At 68.0% G+C, this 18,771-nt stretch carries 17 protein-coding genes and 1 pseudogene; 1 reads left to right on the top strand and 17 read right to left on the bottom strand.

The features are described from left to right. Positions 1-16: 16 nt before the first annotated feature. From mmsB to BIZ42_RS10585, 5 genes are read right to left on the bottom strand one after another with little or no spacing between them, the layout of a single operon-like run. A complete protein-coding gene (mmsB, locus tag BIZ42_RS10605; RefSeq protein ID WP_046272315.1) occupies positions 17-907 on the bottom strand; it encodes a 3-hydroxyisobutyrate dehydrogenase in 891 nt (296 codons plus the stop codon). After that, on the bottom strand, positions 904-2,079 hold the full coding sequence (locus tag BIZ42_RS10600; protein WP_070426415.1) for an enoyl-CoA hydratase/isomerase family protein: 1,176 nt from the start codon (positions 2,077-2,079) through the stop codon (positions 904-906). Before BIZ42_RS10600 ends, mmsB begins: the two co-directional genes overlap by 4 nt. After that, entirely contained in the window at positions 2,076-2,873 is a 798-nt protein-coding gene (locus BIZ42_RS10595) for an enoyl-CoA hydratase (RefSeq protein WP_070426414.1), read from the bottom strand. Before BIZ42_RS10595 ends, BIZ42_RS10600 begins: the two co-directional genes overlap by 4 nt. Then, positions 2,870-4,036 (bottom strand): acyl-CoA dehydrogenase family protein, encoded by a 1,167-nt coding sequence (locus tag BIZ42_RS10590; RefSeq protein WP_019185505.1) that lies wholly within the window; start codon positions 4,034-4,036, stop codon positions 2,870-2,872. The genes BIZ42_RS10595 and BIZ42_RS10590 overlap by 4 nt, the downstream gene beginning before the upstream one ends. Positions 4,037-4,061: 25 nt before the next feature. Beyond that, entirely contained in the window at positions 4,062-5,567 is a 1,506-nt protein-coding gene (locus tag BIZ42_RS10585) for a CoA-acylating methylmalonate-semialdehyde dehydrogenase (RefSeq protein ID WP_046272312.1), read from the bottom strand. 111 nt (positions 5,568-5,678) lie between these two features. On the opposite strand from BIZ42_RS10585, the gene BIZ42_RS10580 reads away from it, so the two are divergent. Further along, positions 5,679-7,049: a short-chain fatty acyl-CoA regulator family protein gene (locus BIZ42_RS10580; protein WP_019185503.1), complete on the top strand. Its 1,371-nt coding sequence runs from the start codon at positions 5,679-5,681 to the stop codon at positions 7,047-7,049. 153 nt (positions 7,050-7,202) lie between these two features. On the opposite strand, the gene BIZ42_RS10575 is transcribed toward BIZ42_RS10580, so the two are convergent. The 12 genes and pseudogenes from BIZ42_RS10575 to BIZ42_RS10520 all read right to left on the bottom strand — a co-directional run bounded on the left by BIZ42_RS10575 (position 7,203) and on the right by BIZ42_RS10520 (position 18,768). Next, a complete protein-coding gene (locus BIZ42_RS10575) occupies positions 7,203-9,092 on the bottom strand; it encodes a patatin-like phospholipase family protein (protein ID WP_083279838.1) in 1,890 nt (629 codons plus the stop codon). Positions 9,093-9,236: 144 nt separating this feature from the next. Then, entirely contained in the window at positions 9,237-9,773 is a 537-nt protein-coding gene (locus tag BIZ42_RS10570; protein WP_070426413.1) for a lipocalin family protein, read from the bottom strand. 28 nt (positions 9,774-9,801) lie between these two features. Continuing rightward, positions 9,802-10,875 (bottom strand): class I SAM-dependent methyltransferase, encoded by a 1,074-nt coding sequence (locus tag BIZ42_RS10565; RefSeq protein WP_046272309.1) that lies wholly within the window; start codon positions 10,873-10,875, stop codon positions 9,802-9,804. Beyond that, the gene (locus BIZ42_RS10560) at positions 10,872-11,669 is read right to left on the bottom strand and encodes a DUF1295 domain-containing protein (RefSeq protein WP_070426412.1); all 798 of its coding nucleotides are present in this window, start codon (positions 11,667-11,669) and stop codon (positions 10,872-10,874) included. Before BIZ42_RS10560 ends, BIZ42_RS10565 begins: the two co-directional genes overlap by 4 nt. Beyond that, positions 11,666-12,223 (bottom strand): DUF2878 domain-containing protein, encoded by a 558-nt coding sequence (locus BIZ42_RS10555; RefSeq protein WP_070426411.1) that lies wholly within the window; start codon positions 12,221-12,223, stop codon positions 11,666-11,668. The genes BIZ42_RS10560 and BIZ42_RS10555 overlap by 4 nt, the downstream gene beginning before the upstream one ends. A gap of 1 nt (position 12,224) precedes the next feature. Next, a pseudogene (locus tag BIZ42_RS10550) lies at positions 12,225-13,480 on the bottom strand (cyclopropane-fatty-acyl-phospholipid synthase family protein). After that, complete coding sequence (locus BIZ42_RS10545; protein WP_070426410.1) at positions 13,477-14,244, bottom strand: DUF1365 domain-containing protein; 768 nt, start codon at positions 14,242-14,244, stop codon at positions 13,477-13,479. The pseudogene BIZ42_RS10550 and the gene BIZ42_RS10545 overlap by 4 nt, the downstream one beginning before the upstream one ends. Further along, a complete protein-coding gene (locus BIZ42_RS10540; protein ID WP_070426409.1) occupies positions 14,241-15,521 on the bottom strand; it encodes an FAD-dependent oxidoreductase in 1,281 nt (426 codons plus the stop codon). The genes BIZ42_RS10545 and BIZ42_RS10540 overlap by 4 nt, the downstream gene beginning before the upstream one ends. Before the next feature lies 1 nt (position 15,522). Continuing rightward, positions 15,523-16,482: an acyl-CoA desaturase gene (locus BIZ42_RS10535; RefSeq protein ID WP_070426408.1), complete on the bottom strand. Its 960-nt coding sequence runs from the start codon at positions 16,480-16,482 to the stop codon at positions 15,523-15,525. A gap of 90 nt (positions 16,483-16,572) precedes the next feature. Further along, positions 16,573-17,355 (bottom strand): anti-sigma factor, encoded by a 783-nt coding sequence (locus BIZ42_RS10530; RefSeq protein WP_070426407.1) that lies wholly within the window; start codon positions 17,353-17,355, stop codon positions 16,573-16,575. Then, positions 17,352-17,915 carry a sigma-70 family RNA polymerase sigma factor gene (locus tag BIZ42_RS10525; protein WP_070426406.1) on the bottom strand — a complete coding sequence of 188 codons (564 nt, stop codon included), beginning with the start codon at positions 17,913-17,915 and terminating at the stop codon, positions 17,352-17,354. The genes BIZ42_RS10530 and BIZ42_RS10525 overlap by 4 nt, the downstream gene beginning before the upstream one ends. Before the next feature lie 70 nt (positions 17,916-17,985). Next, positions 17,986-18,768 (bottom strand): hypothetical protein, encoded by a 783-nt coding sequence (locus BIZ42_RS10520; RefSeq protein WP_083279837.1) that lies wholly within the window; start codon positions 18,766-18,768, stop codon positions 17,986-17,988. Between the last annotated feature and the right edge of the window lie 3 nt (positions 18,769-18,771).

The raw sequence follows: 18,771 nt of genomic DNA, 5'->3' as shown, positions 1-18,771 counted from the left end.
CGGCCGGCACTACCCGCTACTTGTCGTGCGTGATCAGCTGCACCACGCTGGAGAAATCCAGCTTGCCGCGACCGGCCTGGTGATTCATCGAATACAGGTTGCGCGCCAGCTCGCCCAGCGGGATCGAGGCGCCGACGCTCATCGCCGCTTCCACCGCCAGGCCCATGTCCTTGAGCATCAGGTCGCTGCCGAAGCCGCCGCTGTAGCCGCGCGAAGCCGGGGCGTTTTCGAGCACGCCGGGCCACGGGTTGCACACTTCGGTCGCCCAGCTGCGGCCCGTACTGACCGCCATCATCTGCGAGAGCACCTTCGGGTCCAGCCCGTGCGCGACGCCCAGCGCGATCGACTCACCGGTCACCGCCATGATCACGCCCAGCGCCATGTTGTTGCACAGCTTGGCGACCTGGCCGGCACCGCTGGCGCCGACATGGAAGATGTTCTTGCCCATCGCCTGCAGCAGCGGGCGCGCGCGCTCCAGGGCCTCGGCTTCACCACCGACGATGAAGGTCAGGGTGCCGGCCTGGGCACCGGCAGTGCCGCCGGAGACCGGGGCGTCCAGCATCTGCAGGCCACGCGCCGCGGCCGCTTCGGCGACCTTGCGGGCGGTGGCCGGCGCGATGGTGCTGCAGTCGATGACCAGCGCGCCGCCGGGGATGTCGGCCAGCAGGCCGTCGTCACCCAGGTAGACGCCTTCCACGTGGCGGCTGGCCGGCAGCATCGAGATGACGATCTCGGCCCCGGTCAGCGTATCCAGTGCCGAGCTGGCGGCGGTGGCGCCGGCATCGACGGCGGCCTGCACGGCGGCGGGCACCAGGTCGAACACCCGCACCGCGTGGCCGGCCTTGGCCAGGTTGGCGGCCATCGGGCCACCCATGTTGCCCAACCCGATGAATGCAATACGGCTCATGCGTGGCTCCTTTCAGGGACGGTGGCACCGAGGTCGGCCAGCGGATGCGCGGCATCGGACCACGGCGAAACGAAGAAGGTGCGGGCCCACTCGGCCGTGGCCTCAGCCAGCGTGCGCGGCTGCCACTGCGGGGTGCGGTCCTTGTCGATCAGCAGTGCGCGGATGCCTTCGGCGAAGTCGCCATGGGCGGCCGCATGCAGTGCTGCGATGTATTCGATGCGGTAGACCTCGGCCAGCGAGGCACCCTCGGCCAGGCGCTGCAGCTCGAACGCGAGCCGCGCCGAGCCGGGCGCACCGGCGGCAAGTGTGGCTTTCGCAGTGCTCAGCCAGGCATCGTCCGTTTCCAGCGCAAGAATCGCCTCGACGATCGCACCAACGTCGTCACCGGCGCACAGCGCGTCCACGGTGGTGGCATTGCGCAGCAGCGGGCCGGTGGCAGCGTCGCTGGCATGCTGCTGCAGCAGCGCGGTCAGTTGCTCATGGTTGCGCTTGGCCTCGCGGCTCCAGTGCACGTCCGCCAGCGCGTTGAACACAGTCTCGCGCTGTGCCTCGGCGATGTGGATATCGGCCAGGCCGGCATAGATCGCATCGCCGGCGTTGAGCGGCGCACCGGTCAGGGCCAGGAACCGCCCGCCGTGGCCGGGTACGCGCGGCAGCAGCCAGCTGCCGCCCACGTCCGGGAACAGGCCCACGGTGATCTCCGGGAACGCCAGCCTGGAGCGCTCGCTGACTACGCGGTGGCTGGCGCCGGACATCAGCCCGATGCCGCCGCCCATGACGATGCCATGGCCCCAGCACAGGATCGGCTTGGGATAGGTGTGGATGGCGTAGTCGACGCGGTACTCGACGTCGAAGAATTCGGCCGCGTACGCGTTGTCGCGGATATCGGTCTTCCCGCTGTAGCGGTACTCGACCATGCTGCGGTACAGGCTGTGCAGATCGCCGCCGGCGCAGAAGGCTTTTTCGCCGGCGCCCTGCAGCACGACCAGCGCGATGCCGTCATCAACGGCCCAGGCCTCCAGCCGCTCGCGCAGCAGGTGCGCCATCGGCAGCGAGAACCCGTTGAGCGTGCGCGGGGCATTGAGCGTGGCGATGCCGATGCGCGTGCCGTTGGCGGCGGCGCGCTCTTCGAACAGCACCGGCGCCTCGTCGTTGACGACGGCGGTGCTCATGCGTTCTTCCACTGCGCGGCGCGCTTTTCCAGGAAGGCGTTCACGCCTTCGGCCTGGTCGGCGCTGTCGAACAGATCAACGAAGGCCTCGCGCTCGGCCACCAGCGCCGAGGCGTGGGTGCCGGTGCGGGTGGCCTGCACCAGCGTCTTGCACGCGGCGATGCTGGTCGGGCTCTGCTTGCCCGCCTTGTGCGCCCACGCCAGCGCCAGTGCCTTGGCTTCGCCCTTGGCGACCTTTTCTTCGACCAGGCCGATACGCAGTGCGGTGTCCGCATCGATGCGCTCGCCCAGCAAGATCATGCGCTTGGCCCAGCCTTCGCCCACCAGGCGCGGCAGGTTCTGGGTGCCGCCGGCGCACGGCAGCAGGCCGACGGTGGCCTCCGGCAGGGCCACCTGGGCGTGTTCTTCGATGATGCGCAGGTCGCAGGCCAGCGCGCATTCCAGACCGCCGCCCATCGCGTAGCCGTTGATCGCCGCGATGGAGACACCACGGAAACCGGACAGCGCTTCAAAGGCTTCGCCGAAGCGACGTGCGGCTTCGCGTGCGGCGGCCTTGTCGCCGGAGGCGAACTGCTTGAGGTCGGCACCGGCCGAGAAGAACTTCTCGCCGTCACCGGTGATCACCAGCGCGTAGATATCGCGGTCCGCATTGAGCGCGCCGACCAGATCGCGCAGCGCCGAGAGGCTGTGTACGGTCCAGGTATGCGCGGGCGGGTTATCGAGGGTGATGACCGCGACGTGGCCATCGGCCTCGACCTTCAGGCCGACGTGATCATGCTGGCGCCACTCTATCATCGCAGTTCCTCTTCAGTGTTGAGCAGGTGGCGGGCCACGATCACACGCATGATCTCGTTGGTGCCCTCCAGGATCTGGTGCACGCGCGAATCGCGCAGCAGCCGTTCGATCGGGTATTCACGGATATAGCCGTAGCCGCCGTGGATCTGCAGCGCGTCGTTGCAGATGTTGAAACCGGCATCGGTGGCGAAGCGCTTGGCCATCGCGCACCACACATTGGCATCGCTGGCGCCGGCGTCGAGCTTGCGCGCGGCGGTGTGCACCATCTGCCGTGCGGCGACCAGCTGGGTGGCCATGTCGGCCAGCTTGAACTGCAGCGCCTGGAACTCGGACAGCGCCTTGCCGAACTGGCGGCGCTCGCCCATGTAGCGGCGGGCGGCATCCACGGCGCCCTGCGCCGCACCCAGCGAGCACGCGGCGATGTTGATGCGGCCGCCGTCCAGGCCCTTCATGGCGAGCTTGAAGCCACTGCCTTCCTCGCCGAGCAGATGGCTGACCGGCACGCGCACGTTCTCGAAGGTGATGCCACGGGTCGGCTGGCTGTTCCAGCCCATCTTCTCTTCCTTGCGGCCATAGCTGATGCCGGGCAGATCGGCCGGCACCGCGATCGCGCTGATGCCACCGGCCCCGGCGCCGCCGGTGCGCGCCATCACCACCAGCAGCTCGGTGGCACCGGCGCCGGAGATGAAGGCCTTGGAACCGTTGAGCACGTAGTGGTCGCCATCACGCACCGCGCTGGTCTTCAGCGAGGCCGCGTCCGAGCCGGCACCCGGCTCGGTCAGGCAGTACGAGGCCAGCTTGATGCCGGACGACAGGTCTGCGCCCCATTCGGCACGCAGGCTCTCCTGGCCCCATTTGGCCACCATCCACGAGGCCATGTTGTGGATACTGACATAGGCCGCCGTGGACGGGTCCACATTGGCGAGCTCCTCGATGACGACGGCGGCGTCCAGACGGCTCAAGCCGCTGCCGCCGACCTCGGGGTCCATGTACAACCCACAGAACCCGAGTTCCCCTGCCTTGGCGATCGCCTCGCGCGGAAAGATGCCCTCCGCATCCCATCGCGCGGCGTGCGGCGCCAGTTCGGCCTGGGCGAAGTCACGCGCTGCCTCTCTATAGGCCTGCTGCGCTTCGTCGAGTTCCGTCGTCATCGAGTGGCTCATGGTCGAACTCCGTTGTTGCGGTTGCTTACTTCAGGCTGATGGTGGTGTTGACGCCATGACCCAGCGTCTCGTCATCGAACCAGCGCGAGGTGATCGTCTTGGTCTGGGTGTAGAACATCACCACCTGCTTGCCGTACGGGCCCAGGTCGCCGAGCTTGGAAGCGCGCGAGCCGGTGAACGAGAACAGCGGCACCGGCACCGGGATCGGCACGTTGATGCCGACCTGGCCGACGTCGATGTCTTCCTGGAACTTGCGGGCGGCCGCACCGGACTGGGTGAACAGCGCGGTGCCGTTGCCGTTCGGGTTGGCGTTGATCAGTGCGATGGCGTCTTCCAGCGTGTCCGCTTCCAGGATCACCAGCACCGGCCCGAAGATTTCCTCGTCGTACACGCGCATGCCCGGCTTGACGCCGGCGAAGATGGTCGGGCCGACGAAGTTGCCCTTCTCGAAACCATCGACCTGCGGGTTGCGGCCGTCGAGCACCAGCTTGGCGCCCTGCTCCACGCCCGAGGCGATCAGGCCTTCGACACGCTCACGCGCGGCACAGGAGATCACCGGGCCGACATCGGTACCGGCCACGCTGCCACCGCTGACCTTCAGCGTCTTGGCCTTGGCCACCAGGTCCGGCACCCACTCGCGTGCTTCGCCGACCAGCACCAGGGTGGAGGCGGCCATGCAGCGCTGCCCGGCCGCACCGAAGGCGGCACCGACCATCGCGTTGAGGCTCTGTTCCTTGTTGGCGTCCGGCAGCACCACGGCGTGGTTCTTGGCGCCCATCATGCACTGCACGCGTTTGCCGGCCAGTGAGGCGCGGTTGTACACGTGGGTGCCGACGCGGGTGGAACCGACGAAGGAAACGGCCTTGATGTCCGGGTGATCGCAGATCGCGTTGACCACGTCTTCGCCACCGTGCACGACATTCAGCACGCCCTTGGGGATGCCGGCTTCCAGCGCCAGTTCAACCAGGCGCATGGTGACCATCGGGTCCTGTTCGGACGGCTTGAGGATGAAGGTATTGCCGGTGGCGATCGCCATCGGGAACATCCACAGCGGAATCATCGCCGGGAAGTTGAACGGGGTGATGCCCGCGCAGACACCCAGCGGCTGCAGCAGGGTGTAGGTGTCCACGCCGTTGGCCACGTTGTTGGCCAGCTCGCCCAGCTGCAGGTTGCCGATCGCGGCGGCGTGCTCGACCACTTCCAGGCCGCGGAACACATCACCTTCGGCATCCGGCACGGTCTTGCCCTGCTCGGCGCTGAGGATGTGGGCCAGCTCGCTCATGTTCTCGCGGATCAGCTGCTGGTACTTCAGGAAGATGCGCGCACGGGTGCCGATCGGGGTCTTGCGCCAGGTCTTGAACGCTTCCTTGGCCGAGGCGACGGCGGCGTCGACTTCGCCGGGGGTGGCAAACGGGACCTGGGCCAGGACGTCCTGGGTGGCCGGATTGACCACGTTCTGCCAATGCGAGCTGGCCGATTCGATGAACTGGCCATCGATCAACATGCGGATACGGGGCGCTGCAACAGTCATGGACAATCCCGGCGGGTCGAAAGTTGTTGGCATTATTCACAGTGCCACCCTCGATTTCCGGGCTGTATGCGCTTAATCTGGCCAATGCCCGCTACGATTCTTGTGAATTCTGTGAATAGCCAGCCTGTCCAACGCCAGCTCGGCCTGCGCCTGCTCAAACTGCGCGAGCAGCGCGGCTACAGCCAGCTGGCGCTGGCCAAGGCCCTGGGGCTGTCGGCCAGCTACCTGAACCAGATCGAGCGCAACAAGCGGCCGTTGACCCCGGCGGTGCAGGGCAAGCTGCGCGAGGTGCTGGGTGACGTCAGTGAACTGTTCGAGGTCGATGACCCCGGCGCGCTGCAGGAATCGCTGGGCGAGACCCTGCGCGATCTGGGCCTGGCCGATGTCAGCAGCACCGAGCTGCGCGCCATGGCCGGCAACCTGCCGCAGATCAGCCGCGCCCTGCTCGACCTGCACCGCCGCCACCTGATGCTGCGCGAGCATGCCGCCGCGCTGGAGTTCCAGCTGGGCGATGTGCATGCCGGGCAGGCGCTGCCCGCGGGCGACCAGGTGCGTGACTTCTTCAACCGCATGCACAACCACATCCCCGAGCTGGACGACCTGGCCGAGCAGCTGTTCAGCGAATGGGGGCTGGTGGCCGGACATGTCGCGCCGCGCCTGCGCCAGTTGCTGGCCGACCGCCATGGCGTGCTGGTGGAAGTGGGGCCGCTGCAGGCTGGCCGCGAGAAGCGCGTCTACGATGGCGGCAGCCGCACCCTGTGGCTGCCCGATTACCTTGAACCGGGCCAGCAGGCGTTCCAGATGGCCGCCGAACTCGCCCTGCTTGGCTACGCCGCGCAGATCGATGCGGTGATCGCACGCGCGGGCTTCGGCGAAGCGGAGCAGATCGCCCAGGCGCGGATCGGCATGTCCAACTACTTCGCCGGCGCGCTGGTGATGCCGTACGCGCAGTTCCTGCGTGCCGCCGAGCACAGCGCGTATGACATCGATGCGCTTGCCCATCGCTTCGGCGTCGGCTTCGAGGCGGTCTGCCATCGCTTGAGCACGCTGGCCCGGCGCAGCGCGCCCGGCCTGCCGTTCTTCTTCATCCGCGTGGACCGCGCCGGCAATGTCTCCAAGCGGCACTCGGCCACCGACTTCCACTTCTCACAGGTGGGCGGCTCGTGCCCGCTGTGGATCGTGTACGAAGCCTTCAACCAGCCAGGCCGCGTGCTGACCCAGACCGCGCGCATGCCGGATGGGCGCCGCCACTTCTGGCTGGCGCGGCAGGTGAGCAGCGGCCCGATCGGGCACGGCCAGCCACGCAAGACCTTCGCGGTGGCACTGGGCTGCGACCTGCAGCATGCCGAGCGGTTGATCTACACACGCGGTCTGGATATCCAGAGCCCGGGCAACTCGGTCTCGATCGGCCCGGGCTGCCGGGTCTGCCCGCGCGAAGACTGCATGCAGCGCGCGTTCCCACAGCTGCCGGGACGTGGGTAGCGTCGACCGTTGGTCGACTTGCCTCGGTGCCCAGAATGGCTGACCCGTCGGGAAGAGCAGCCGACCAACGGTCGGCTCTACCGGTCATGTGACGTGTCATGGGCAGCCGACCAATTGCCGGCATTTGCGATCACGACGCGGTCCATGTCCGGCTCAATAGATCGGCGTCACTTTCATCTGCGGCAGCGGCCGGGGCGCACCGTCGGTGAGGTCCGGCCCCAGGTCTTCCCAGATCTGGCCCTGCTCGACCATGTGCCGCCACAGCTGCTGCGATTCGCGGCGCTTGTCTTCCGAGCTCAAGCGGTAGGACGGCGGCACCGGCGTTCCCGTGGCAACGCTCTGGTATGCATCCGAGTACGCTGCCACCCGCTGCGCGGGGTCATCGGTGCGCGCCACATCCAGCGTGTAGCGCTGGTAGGCCGAGGCCAGGTTGCGCCAGCGGATCCAGTAATGGTTGGCGAAGGAGAAATCGCAGAAGCGCTCGCCGGCAATGCTGCCCTTGTCGGCGATGCGGCTGAGCACGGCCTGTGGCATGTCCAGGTTCATGCCGCCTTCGTCGCCCTCCAGCGCCACATGCACGATGCGGTCACGGTAGCCCGGCGCGCGGGCCTGCAGCACATCGCGCCAGTTCTGCATGGTCGAGACGATCGAGAACAGAAAGCCGGACATCTCCGCGGCGGCCAGCGGCTGCGCGATGGAATGGTAGGTGCGCTGCCAGCCATGGCGGTTCTCGGTCGGCAGGAAAACCGCCTGCTCCGCCCGCGCATGCGCATCGCCGTGAACCAGCACGCTGATCGCCTCGGCGTGACGCGGATACACCAGATTGATGCCGAAGGTCGGCCAGCGCGGCAGCGCGGCGTCGAACAGGTGGATCGGAAAGTTGCTGCTGATCCCGCCATCGGAGAACCAGCACACACGGAACGCGGCGATCACCGCACCACAGCTCTGGCCACCACTGGTGAGCCCTTCCATGCTGTCGGCGACGTTGGTGTTGTCGCGTCGGGGCTCGGCATCGGCGACCGGCTCGCAGCGACGCTCGCGCCGGGCCGGCTCGTGCAGCGGCACTGCGCTGATGAGCAGTGGGAAGCTCAGGCTCATGCGCGTGGCCACCAGCACCGGCAGGTCCTCGCCATCGACCAGGCGGTAGTAGTCGCGCCCCTCGACGTGTTCGGGAGTGCCGGCGCGCGCGACCAGCCAGTCGACTACGCTGGCCGGGAACAACTGCGCGAACTCCTCGCGCAGGAACCAGAAGTGCGCCGCATTGAACGGCAGCGTGCGCGGTTCGGTGTGGGAGACGCAGGTGGTGATCATCTGCAGCGTGATCGCGTGCGCGCCACTGGGCTCGCCGGGATAACGTGGTGCGGCATGCAGGTCGCCGAAGGTCAATGGCTGTTCGTCCGGCTTGCCGGCCAATGCCTGCAGCTGGGTGTGCAGCCAATCCGTCAGCGCCGGTGCGGAAGCGTTCGGCTGGGTGCTGCCATTGCACAGGCCAAGCAGGTTACGCCGTGCCACGCGCGCCACGCGCAGTGCCGAGGCCAGCACGCCAGCGCCGTAGGCACACAGCAACGACGGCAGCAGCGTCGCCCAGATGCCGTCGATGCCCCCGGCGAGGTAACCGATCCCGAGCAGGCCCGCCAGTGAGACCAGCAGTTCCAGCGGTGCGATCGCGAATACTGCGGCGAGCAGGCAGGCAATCTTGCGCAGCAGGCCAGCCTTGCCGGTCAGCATCACCAGCAGGCGGTACGCGGTACGCGCGCCATACGCCGGCTGGAACAGGCTGTGGATGAAGCCCTGCCGGGACAGCTGCGCCGATACCCCGGCCAGCCCCGGAAAGCCTACCGCCGCGGCCACCGGATCACCGGCCTGGCGTCGCCGGTCACCCAGCGCCGCTGCAGCGGCCACGGCAGCGGCAATGGCGCCGGCCGAGGTGCCGCCGATGCTCTTGAAGCGGTACTCGCGGGCCAGCGACAGCACCGCGTTGGGATACACGATGCCGCTGGTGATGCCGCCCTTCATGACCAGATCGCAGTACTTGTCCGCCACGTTGCCGTCCTCTGTCCGCCCGTGCGCGGCCGATCCGCACACCCTCCCCGCCTGCCCCCGCAACAATGCAGGGGCCAAAGAGGTCGATGGCGACAGTATCGCCCGTGCGCTTCTCAGGGCCTGAGAAGCGCGGCACGGAACGGCCTATTCGGCCTTGCCGGACTGCGGCACGCGCCGCACCTGGGAGAGGTCATAGCCCAGCGCGGCGACCCGGGTCATCGCCGCCTGGTAGTCCGCGTCGGAGATGGTCGGGGTGCGGGCCATCAGCCACATGTAGTCGCGCTTGCTGCGTCCGACGATGGTCTGCTGGTACTCCGCGTCCAGGTAGACGATCACGTACTCGGCCTGGATCGGCCAGATGAACTGCATGCCCCAGACCGCGCCGCCGGTGCCGTCCTTGACCGTCCCGACCGGGTGCATGGTCTTGACCGGCGCCTGGAAGCTGCCCTTGCGATAGCGGAAGGTGGTCTGGATGCGGCCATCCGGACGCAGTGCGTAGGATTCCACTGCGTCGAACGCCTCGCGCTCGGGCGGGCTGGGGATATGGGCGATCACATACCAGTCGCCCATGAAGCGCGGCACGTCCACGTGCGCCACCGGCGGGATCGGACGGGTGTTGCCACTGCAGCCGCCGAGCATCATGCCGACAGCCAGCAGGGGAATGAGAGCGCGGATCGACATGACGGCTTCCTCCAGGAACGTGGGGTGATCACGGACGGTTGAACAGGTAATGGGCCACCTGCCACTGCTGGCCCTGCTGATAGCCGAACAGTTCCGCGCAGGCCATCCAGAACATGCGCCAGCGCTGGTGCCACAGTGCGGCCGAAGCATCGCCGTAGGTCTGGCGCAGCACGGCCATCACCGCCTCTTTCTCGCGATCCTGGTTGGCCAGCCAGTGATTGGCGGTGCGCTCGTAATGGGTGCCATCGAGCAGCCAGCGCTGCTGCAGCTGCAGGTGCTGCTGGAAGAACAGCAGCGTATCGGCCGCCGGCATCAGGCCACCAGTGAAGAAATGGCGGCCCATCCAGTTGTCATCGCCCTCGGTTTCGAACGGGTACATCAGCGTGCGGTGCACGAAGATATGCACGAACAGCTTGCCCTCGGGGCGCAGCCAGCGGTGGATGCGCTGCAGCAGCTGCGGGTAGTTGCGCATGTGCTCGAACATCTCGATGGAGACACAGCGGTCGAAGGTCTCCGCATCCAGCATCAGATGGTTCACGTCACGGGTCAGCACGGTGACGTTGATCAGGCCACGCGCGCGACACTGGCCCAGGATGTACTCGCGCTGGCTGTTGGAGTTGGAGACAGCGGTGATCTGCGCGTTCGGGTAGCGCTCGGCCATCCACAGCGTCAGCGACCCCCAGCCGCAGCCCAGTTCCAGGATGTGCTGTCCATCGGCCAGCTGCGCGCGCTCACCGTACAACGCGAGCATCGCCTCTTCGGCCTCGTCCAGCGTTTCGCTGCCCGTGGCGTAATAGCAGCTGCTGTACTTCAGGCGCTTGCCCAGGCAGCGATGGAAGAACGCGGCCGGCACTTCGTAGTGCTGGCGATTGGCCGCATCCACGTGCAGCGCCACCGCGCTGCTGGCAAGCCCGGCAATACGCGCGGCAAAGCGCTGCGACTGGACCTGCTGGCCACCGGCAAGCTCTTCACGCAGGCGTTGCTCGCACTGGCGGCGGATGCCCAGCCGCAACAGCGCATCGGGCACCAGCCCACGTTCGGCCAGGCCGGTCAGGCCCGGTGCGTAGTCCGGCAGGGGCAGTTGGTCACTGGCGACATTCACGGTGAAGACTCCTTGCGGGCATGCGACGAACGGGAGGGGAACCACGGGAACAGCATCGGCGTGGTGCGCTGGTACTCGCGGTAATCCTCACCGCGCGAGCGCAGCGCCTGCGCCTCGGTGAAGGGAATGCCGCTGACCCAGCGCAGGAACACGTACATCACCAACGGGCCCGACCACGCCAGCCACCACAGCGGCGACTGCACGGCCAGCAGCACGTAAGTGAACCAGTGCAGCCACTCGAAGAAATAGTTGGGGTGCCGCGAGTAGCGCCAAAGACCGTCACGACAGGTCTTGCCCTTGTTCGCCGGATCCGCGCGGAAGCGCGCCAGCTGGCGGTCGGCGATGGATTCACCGCTCACGCTCAGCAGCCACATCGCCATTGCCGCGATCAGCCAGCCCCAGCCCTGCGGTTGCGGATTGACCGACACGGCCACGAACGGCAGCGCGAACAGCACGATCAGCAGGGCCTGGAACTGGAAGAAGCCGAAGATCTTTCCCTGGTGGCCGTTCCAGTGCCTGCGCAGGTGCTGGTAGCGGCCATCCTCGGGTTCGCTGCGCACCCGGTGCCACAGGTGCAGCGCCAGGCGTGATCCCCACAGGCCACCCAGTACCGCCAGTGCGATCCGTGGCATCGCCGCACCATCGCCGAGCAGGGCCAGCAACAGGGCCGACGCGCCGACGCCCTTGGCCCAGAGCACATCGACCACGCCGATGTTCTGATGCCGGCGTTGCCACCACCAGCCCCAGGTCATGATCACGGCGGCATACAGCCACACCACCCACAGCATCTTCATCGTGTCTCTCCAGGAGTGAGTGTGTTCAAGGGGGCCGTGCGGCCCTGCCAATGGCGGGCGCAGGCGGCCAGCAGCGGCAGCGCGACCGCCCAGCCGAGGCCGAGCAGCAGCACGCCGTGCCACTGCGGTGTGGCGAACACCACCGAGGACCAACCGCGCGCAGCGGACAGATACGCCAGCGGCGCCAGCAGCAGGCCGACCAGCGCGGCGGCAATGAGATGCCGCTGCAGCACCGCGAACGACACCGTCAGCGTTATCGCGAAGGCGGCCCACAGGGCCAGAATCCAGACCGGTGCGATCCACGCGCGCTCATTGGCAGCCGCGTAGGTCACCCACCCGGACGCACCCGCCAGCCCATCCACGAGCAGGCCGCACCCGATCGCCACCAGCATGAGCCTGAGCTCCACCGACGGCTGCGCCGACAACGCCAGCTGGCTGCCCACGTAGGCAGCAGCCGCCACCAACGCCGGCCAGCGCAGACCGTGGCCGGCACCGATCACGGCGCACAGCCACACCAGCTGGTTGCCGATCACGTTGGCCCAGAATCGTGTCACTTCAGCCTTCCCCGGCAATCAGCGCGGGCCGGTAGCCCGGACGCGCCATCAGCAAGTGCGAGACGCCGATGGAGCGCTCCAGGAAGCCCCCTCGCAGTAGGCCAGATAGAACTCCCACAGGCGGATGAAGGATGCATCGAAGCCCTGTGCGCGTACCGCGGGCAACTGGGCCAGGAAGCGCTGGCGCCAGGCACGCAGGGTCAGCGCATAGGACGGGCCGAAATCATGCTGGCCGATCAACTGCAGGTCGCTGCTGCGGGTCTTGGCGGCGACGATCGCGTTGATCGACGGAATGAAACTGCCGGGAAACACGAAGCGCTTGATGTAGTCGACGCTGCGCCGGGCCTGCTCGTAGCGCTGGTCTTCGATGGTGATGGCCTGCAGCAGCGCCAGGCCATCGTCCTTGAGCAACCGGGTGAGCGTGGCGAAGTAGGTGTCCAGGTACTGCGCGCCGATCGCCTCGATCATCTCGATGGAGACCAGCTTGTCGTACTGGCCCTCCATATCGCGGTAGTCCTTGAGCAGCAGGGTCACCTTGTCCTGCAGGCCGGCCGCCTCCACCCGCTGCCGGGCCAGCGTGTACTGCTCGACCGAGATGGTGGTGGTGGTGACGTGGCAACCGATGTGCCGCGCCGCGTACAGCGCAAAGCCGCCCCAGCCGGTGCCGATCTCGACCACGCGATCGGTGGCGGTGAGCTGCAGCTGCTCACAGATGCGCGCGAGTTTGCGCTCGGAGGCCGCCTCCAGCGTGTCGTCCGGGCTCGCATACAGCGCCGAGGAGTACATCAGGTCCGGAGACAGGAACAGCGAGAAAAACGGATTGCCCAGATCGTAGTGCGCCGCGATGTTGCGGCGGCTGCCTTCGCGCGTATTGCGGCGCAGCCGGTTCCAGCCCTTCAGCAACCAGCCACCGACACGCGCCGGCCCGCCCTCCATGCCATCGAGCAGATCCCGGTTGCGTACCAGCAGCCGCACCAGCGCGACCAGATCATCGCAGCGCCAGTCGCCACGGATGTACGCCTCGCCTGCGCCCACACTGCCCTGCGCGGCCACTGCGCGATAGAAGGCCGGGTCATCCACCCAGACCGTCACCTGTGGCGTGGCCTGTGGATCACCGATCACTACATCACCGAGCGCATCGCGCAGGCGCAGATGGCCGCCACGCAGCGGGGCGAGCTGAGCCAACAGGCGCCCACGCAGGAACCCTTCAAGGGCGGACGGCTGCGGCAGGGCCACCGCACGGGTCATGTCGTTCATGGGGATTTTCCGGCAAGAGAAGGGTGGTCATGGACGGGGTTGCGCTTGAGCCACAGGCGCAGCGCCTGCCAGTGGATCGCGGCCACCACCTTGAGGGTCATCAGCGGGTAACGCAGCAGAACGCCCGCCAGGCCACGACCGGTGAACGGATGGCGCCGCATCACCAGATCGGCATCGAACTGGCACACGCCCTCGCGCCACACCTGCATGTGCACGTGCAGGTCATCGCCCGGCGCGGTGAAGCGCCAGCGGTACTCGCAGTCCATCTGCATGAAGGGCGAGACGTGGAACTGCTTGTCGAACGACCAGCACAGCGCGCGGCCCTGGGCATCGGCCTGCGCCACCGGCAGCACGTAGGCGTGGCGCTCCTTCCAGGGCGTGTTGGTGATCTCCGCCACGATGCTGTCCAGCGTCGTGCCGTCGGCGGCGTAGCAGTAATAGAAGCTCACCGGATTGAACACGTGGCCGGCATACCGCGGATGCGTCAGCAGGCGGATCGGGCCCTGCGGCGCGCGGCCCAGGGCCTGGGTGATGCGTTCGCGCACGGCCTCGGCCAGCGGTTGCCCGGGTGCGCCGAGATAATCACTGCGGCGGAACTCCACCACGTTGCGGCGGCCCACCGACCATAGCCAGCGACCCTCGAACAGACGCGGCAGTTCGTCCAGATCCAGCAGCAGCTGCGCAATCGGGTAGCCGAACGCGTGCGGGTGCGGCGTGTGCCGCCGATGGCGCATCCAGCCGCGATAGATCGCACTGGCGCTCATGCCGGCAGTGCCTCGGCCAGCGGCCAGTAGGACTCGGCATCCAGCGCCTGCAGCGCATCGACCACACGGCGGGCGCTACGGATGCCATCCTCGTGGAAACCCCAGCCCCAGTAGGCGCCAGCGAACCAGGTGCGGCGATGGCCCTGGATCTCGGCCCAACGCTGCTGTGCACGCACCATCGCGTGGTCGTGCACCGGGTGCGCGTACTGCAGGCGGCGCAGCACGGTGGCGGGATCGATCGCGTTGCTGCGGTTGAGCGTGACCACCAGCGGCGTGGGCGTATCGATGCCCTGCAGCAGGTTCATGCAGTAGCTGACCGTGCACGGCGCCAGCGGATCGCGCGGCACATGCGCATTCCAGGCCGCCCAAGCCTTGCGGTCACGCGGCAGCAGACTTGCATCGGTATGCAGCACCACCTCGTTGGGCTGGTAGCGGATCGCACCCAGTACCGCGCGCTCGGTGAGATCGGCATCGGACAGCAAGGCCAGGGCCTGGTCGCTGTGGCAGGCCAGCACCAGCTGGTCGAAGCCTTCCAGCCCGGCAGCGCTGTGCACGCGCACGCCATGCTCGTGGCGCTCCACCCCGAACACGGGACACTCCAGCCGCTCGCGGACCTGCCAGCGGCTGCGCAGCGCATCGATGTACCGTGCCGAACCACCCTGCACCACCCGCCACGGCGCGCGCCCGGTCATCTGCAGCATCTGGTGGTTGGCCATGAACTGCACCAGGTAGCGTGCCGGGAAGGCGGCCAGACTGGCCGTGGGCGAGGACCACAGCGCCGAGGCCATCGGCAGCAGGTGTTCGTCGATGAAGGTGCGGCCGTAGCGGCCCTTGGCCAGGAATTCGCCCAGCGAGGGGCCGTCATCGTCACGCTCGAGCAGCGCCGGTGCTTCGCGGTAGAACCGGCGCAGATCGCGCAGCATCCCCCAGAAACGCGGCGAAACCAGATTGCGGCGCTGGCAGAACAGCGTATCCAGCGAGGTGGCGTTGTACTCCAGCCCAGTGCGCTCGCTGTGCACCGAGAAACTCATGGTGGTCGGCTGCGAGGCAACGCCGAGTTCCTTGAAGAGCCCGGTGAGCAGCGGATAGTGCGCGGGATTGAACACGATGAAGCCGGTGTCCACCGCGTGCGTGCGGCCGTCGACCTCCACCTCATGCGTGTGGGTGTGGCCCCCCAGGTAGTCGTTGGCCTCGAACAGCGTCACTTCGTGCTGCTGGCTCAGCCACCACGCACTGGAGAGGCCGGCGATGCCCGATCCGATCACGGCGATACGCATGTCAGTGCTCCGCCTTGGCCAGCACCCAGGCCGGCACGGGTTTGAGATCGCGCACCAGGCCCAGCGCAGCCATCGCCCGCAGGCCATACCAGGTGACATCCACTTCCCACCAGTAGAAGCCCTGGCGCGCGGTGCCCGGGAAGAAATGGTGATTGTTGTGCCAGCCTTCGCCGAACGTCAGCAGCGCGAGCCACAGGTTGTTGCGGCTGTCATCACCGGTGTTGAAGCGCTGGCGGCCGAAGCGGTGCGCCAGCGAGTTGATCGTCACCGTGGCATGGAAGAGCACCACGGTGGACATGAAGAAGCCCCACACCAGCATCTGCCCGCCGCTGGTGCCCCAGGACGGCGCGATGCGCTCGAGCAGGGCGCCCAGGCCGAACAGGGCTGCGGCCAGTGCGATCGGCACCAGCGTGTCGAAGCGGTCCAGCCAGCGCAGTTCGGGGTACTTGGCCAGGTCGGGAATGCGCGACCAGTCGGTGCGGAAGCCTTCCACGGTGAGGAACCAGCCCATGTGGCTCCACCAGAACCCATGCACCGAGGGCGAGTGCGGATCAGCGGCGGTATCGGTGTGACGGTGATGGTTGCGATGATGCGCGGCCCACCACAGCGGCCCACGCTGCACGCTGGAGGCGCCGATCAGCGCGAAGATGAACTGCACGGTGCGCGACGTGCGGAACGTGCGGTGCGAGAAGTAGCGATGGTAGAACGCGGTGATCGCGAACATCCGGACCGCGTAGAGGGCCAGCGCCACGCCCACCGCGACCCAGGAGACACCTACCCAGATCACCGCCAGACAGGCCAGGTGCATCGCCGCGAAGGGGATCGCCCGCACCCAGTCCACGCGCTGCGGCTGGTCCACCGCGGCGGCTGCATCGGCGCTGGTATCGAACCAGCGCCACAGCGTGGCCCAGCGGCGTCGCTGTGCGGTGCGTCCTGCGTCGGGGGTGGGGCTGACCGACATGAATCGCTTCTCCTGAGGCGTTATCAGGAGATACGGGAGCCGGCGGCGTTTGGATGCACGGATCCGGAAAATAATTCCGGACGTGCGCGATTACAGGTTCGCGATGTCGCCCTTGGCGATGATGGGGCCGGTCGGAATGCCCTGTGGCGCACCGGTGGCCGGCTCGAGCGTGATCGCCAGCACCGAGCCGTTCACAAGCGCATCACGCAGCGCGTCCGGAACGGCAACCGTGTGCGCGCGATCGATGGAGACCAGACCGAGCGAGCGCGGTGCGCCTCCGGCCGGGATCAGCCACAGCTCCGGCGCGCGTCCGGCGGCATCGGCCGCGGCCGGCACCGGCACCATCAGCACCTTGCCCTGGGTTTTGTCGACCGAGGCCAGCCAGCCCGGGGTGCCATCGTCGTGCAGCAGCGGCGTGACCGGCCTGGTGGCCTGCTCCGGCTCGGTCGGCGTCGGCGGCGTGGTGGGTGTGACCGCGACCGGCGTGGACACCGGTGCGGTCGGCGCCAGGTCACGGCGGCTGAACACTGCCACCAGTGCAAGCGCGGCCGCCAACGCGGTCATGCCCTGCCAGAACCCGGTGCGCTGCCAAAGGCGCGGGGAGCCGGCCGATGCGGCAGGCCAGCCCAGCGAGGTGCGGATGCGTGGCCACAGATGCGCAGGCACCGGTTCACTGCCGAGCGATGCGAGCAGGGGCGCGAGGCGGTTCTCCCACTGCGTCACCAACCGTGCAAAGCCGGGATCGCTGGCGATGCGCCGTTCGGCGCCGGCGCGCTGGGCGGCATCGAGCACCCCAAGCACGTACTCGCCGGCCAGGATGTCGGCGCTCGGCGGCTCGTCGCCATGCAGATCAGGGAGGTCGCGGACGTTCATCGTTCCAGGCACACGCGAAGTTGGCCCAGCCCGCGGCGGATCCAGCTTTTCACCGAGCCCAGCGGCGAGCCGATGCGGCGCGCCAGTTCTTCATAGCTGGCGCCTTCCAGGAAGGCCAGCCGGATCAGCGAGCGACGGCGCGGCTCCAGCGTATCCAGGCAGTGTTGCAGGCGCTCGTGGTCGGACGCCTGCTCGGCCACCTGGGCCGGCTGCGGCGCGACATCTGGGAGTTCCTCGGCGACGGACAGATCATCCAGCGCGCGCGGCGGCGCGGCCCGCAGGCGGTCGATCGCGCGGTTGCGGGCCAGCATCGACAGCCAGGTCATGGCCGCCGCCTTGGCGCGGTCGAACTGCGCCGCCTTGTTCCAGACCGCGGTGAAGACCTCCTGCAGGACCTCTTCGGCATCCCCGCGGTCGCGCAGCACATGCAGGCAGATGGCGAACAGGCGGCCAGAGGCCAGCTGATAGACCGATTCGAACGCCTGGCGATCCCCGCCGGCGACCCGGGCAAGCAGTTCATCCAGGCGGTGTGATGCGGCGGCGGCGTCCAGCTCGGGCATTGCAGGCTCAATGTCGATAACGGGCGTATCGGCATCCTCGTTGCTCCCGGCGCCGTCTGCAAGGGGGCGATCAGGCACCGCATGTCTGCACCAGCGGCTGCGTCCGCGCGGCGGACAACTCGGCCGCAGGCGTGGCAACCGGTGCCGCCGGAAACTCGACCCGCACCTGCGGGTACCTGCCCTTCTCGTCACGGACGTTGCCGGTGCCGGTGAACTGCAGCAGGCGCTGGTCGGCGGTGGCGTAGACCAGCGTGACCGCCGGCACCGCGAAGCCGAACCAGGCGTCGAGCTTCATCTGCAGCTGCTCGGCCGGCTCGCCCTGCCAGCTCACCGCGCCGGTGCGCTGGAGTTTCAACGGCACCAGGCGCTGCCGACTGGGCAGCAGGAACTGGAAGGCCACGCTCTGCCCGGCCTGCAGCGCGGCCCAATGGCTGCGCACCGCCGCATCGAAACCGGCATCCACTACCGCCCCCGCAGGAAGGGTGATGGCGCGGCTGAAGGTGGGTGCCTGGGCGCTGGCGCGGACCGATACCTGGCGGTCGGCGGCACGGCCGCGCACGCCTTCCTGATATCCGTCGCGACCATCGTCCAGGGTGAAATCCGGCGTCTGCGGGCTGCCCTGCGGGGTCATCCACTTGCGCGCGAAGGGGCGCCCGTCACTGCAGCGGTACAGCACCAGGCGCGACTGTGCGCTCGCCGGCCCCTGCAGCCAATGGGTCTCGCGATACAGCAGGCGGCCATCGGCAGTGGCGTACGCGCGGCCTTCCTGGCGCTGCACGGTCTGATCGGCGGCACTTACGGGGGCGGCGCTCACCGACAGCAGCAGGATCAGGCAGGGCAAGGGCTGGCGCATGGG

It is taken from the genome of Stenotrophomonas sp. LM091 (assembly GCF_001806305.1).
In the GTDB taxonomy this organism is placed as follows: domain Bacteria; phylum Pseudomonadota; class Gammaproteobacteria; order Xanthomonadales; family Xanthomonadaceae; genus Stenotrophomonas; species Stenotrophomonas bentonitica_A.
This window is presented reverse-complemented; position numbering and strand designations above follow the sequence as displayed.

What these genes read in the sequence shown, in the direction of transcription:
- BIZ42_RS10525 (WP_070426406.1), bottom strand. Translation starts at nt 17,915, where the DNA reads ATGCCCGAGCTGGACGCCGCCGCCGCATCACACCGCCTGGATGAACTG.
- BIZ42_RS10570 (WP_070426413.1), bottom strand. Translation starts at nt 9,773, where the DNA reads ATGTCGATCCGCGCTCTCATTCCCCTGCTGGCTGTCGGCATGATGCTC.
- BIZ42_RS10585 (WP_046272312.1), bottom strand. Translation starts at nt 5,567, where the DNA reads ATGACTGTTGCAGCGCCCCGTATCCGCATGTTGATCGATGGCCAGTTC.
- BIZ42_RS10540 (WP_070426409.1), bottom strand. Translation starts at nt 15,521, where the DNA reads ATGCGTATCGCCGTGATCGGATCGGGCATCGCCGGCCTCTCCAGTGCG.
- mmsB (WP_046272315.1), bottom strand. Translation starts at nt 907, where the DNA reads ATGAGCCGTATTGCATTCATCGGGTTGGGCAACATGGGTGGCCCGATG.
- BIZ42_RS10530 (WP_070426407.1), bottom strand. Translation starts at nt 17,355, where the DNA reads ATGAACGTCCGCGACCTCCCTGATCTGCATGGCGACGAGCCGCCGAGC.
- BIZ42_RS10590 (WP_019185505.1), bottom strand. Translation starts at nt 4,036, where the DNA reads ATGAGCCACTCGATGACGACGGAACTCGACGAAGCGCAGCAGGCCTAT.
- BIZ42_RS10595 (WP_070426414.1), bottom strand. Translation starts at nt 2,873, where the DNA reads ATGATAGAGTGGCGCCAGCATGATCACGTCGGCCTGAAGGTCGAGGCC.
- BIZ42_RS10520 (WP_083279837.1), bottom strand. Translation starts at nt 18,768, where the DNA reads ATGCGCCAGCCCTTGCCCTGCCTGATCCTGCTGCTGTCGGTGAGCGCC.
- BIZ42_RS10545 (WP_070426410.1), bottom strand. Translation starts at nt 14,244, where the DNA reads ATGAGCGCCAGTGCGATCTATCGCGGCTGGATGCGCCATCGGCGGCAC.
- BIZ42_RS10560 (WP_070426412.1), bottom strand. Translation starts at nt 11,669, where the DNA reads ATGAAGATGCTGTGGGTGGTGTGGCTGTATGCCGCCGTGATCATGACC.
- BIZ42_RS10600 (WP_070426415.1), bottom strand. Translation starts at nt 2,079, where the DNA reads ATGAGCACCGCCGTCGTCAACGACGAGGCGCCGGTGCTGTTCGAAGAG.
- BIZ42_RS10535 (WP_070426408.1), bottom strand. Translation starts at nt 16,482, where the DNA reads ATGTCGGTCAGCCCCACCCCCGACGCAGGACGCACCGCACAGCGACGC.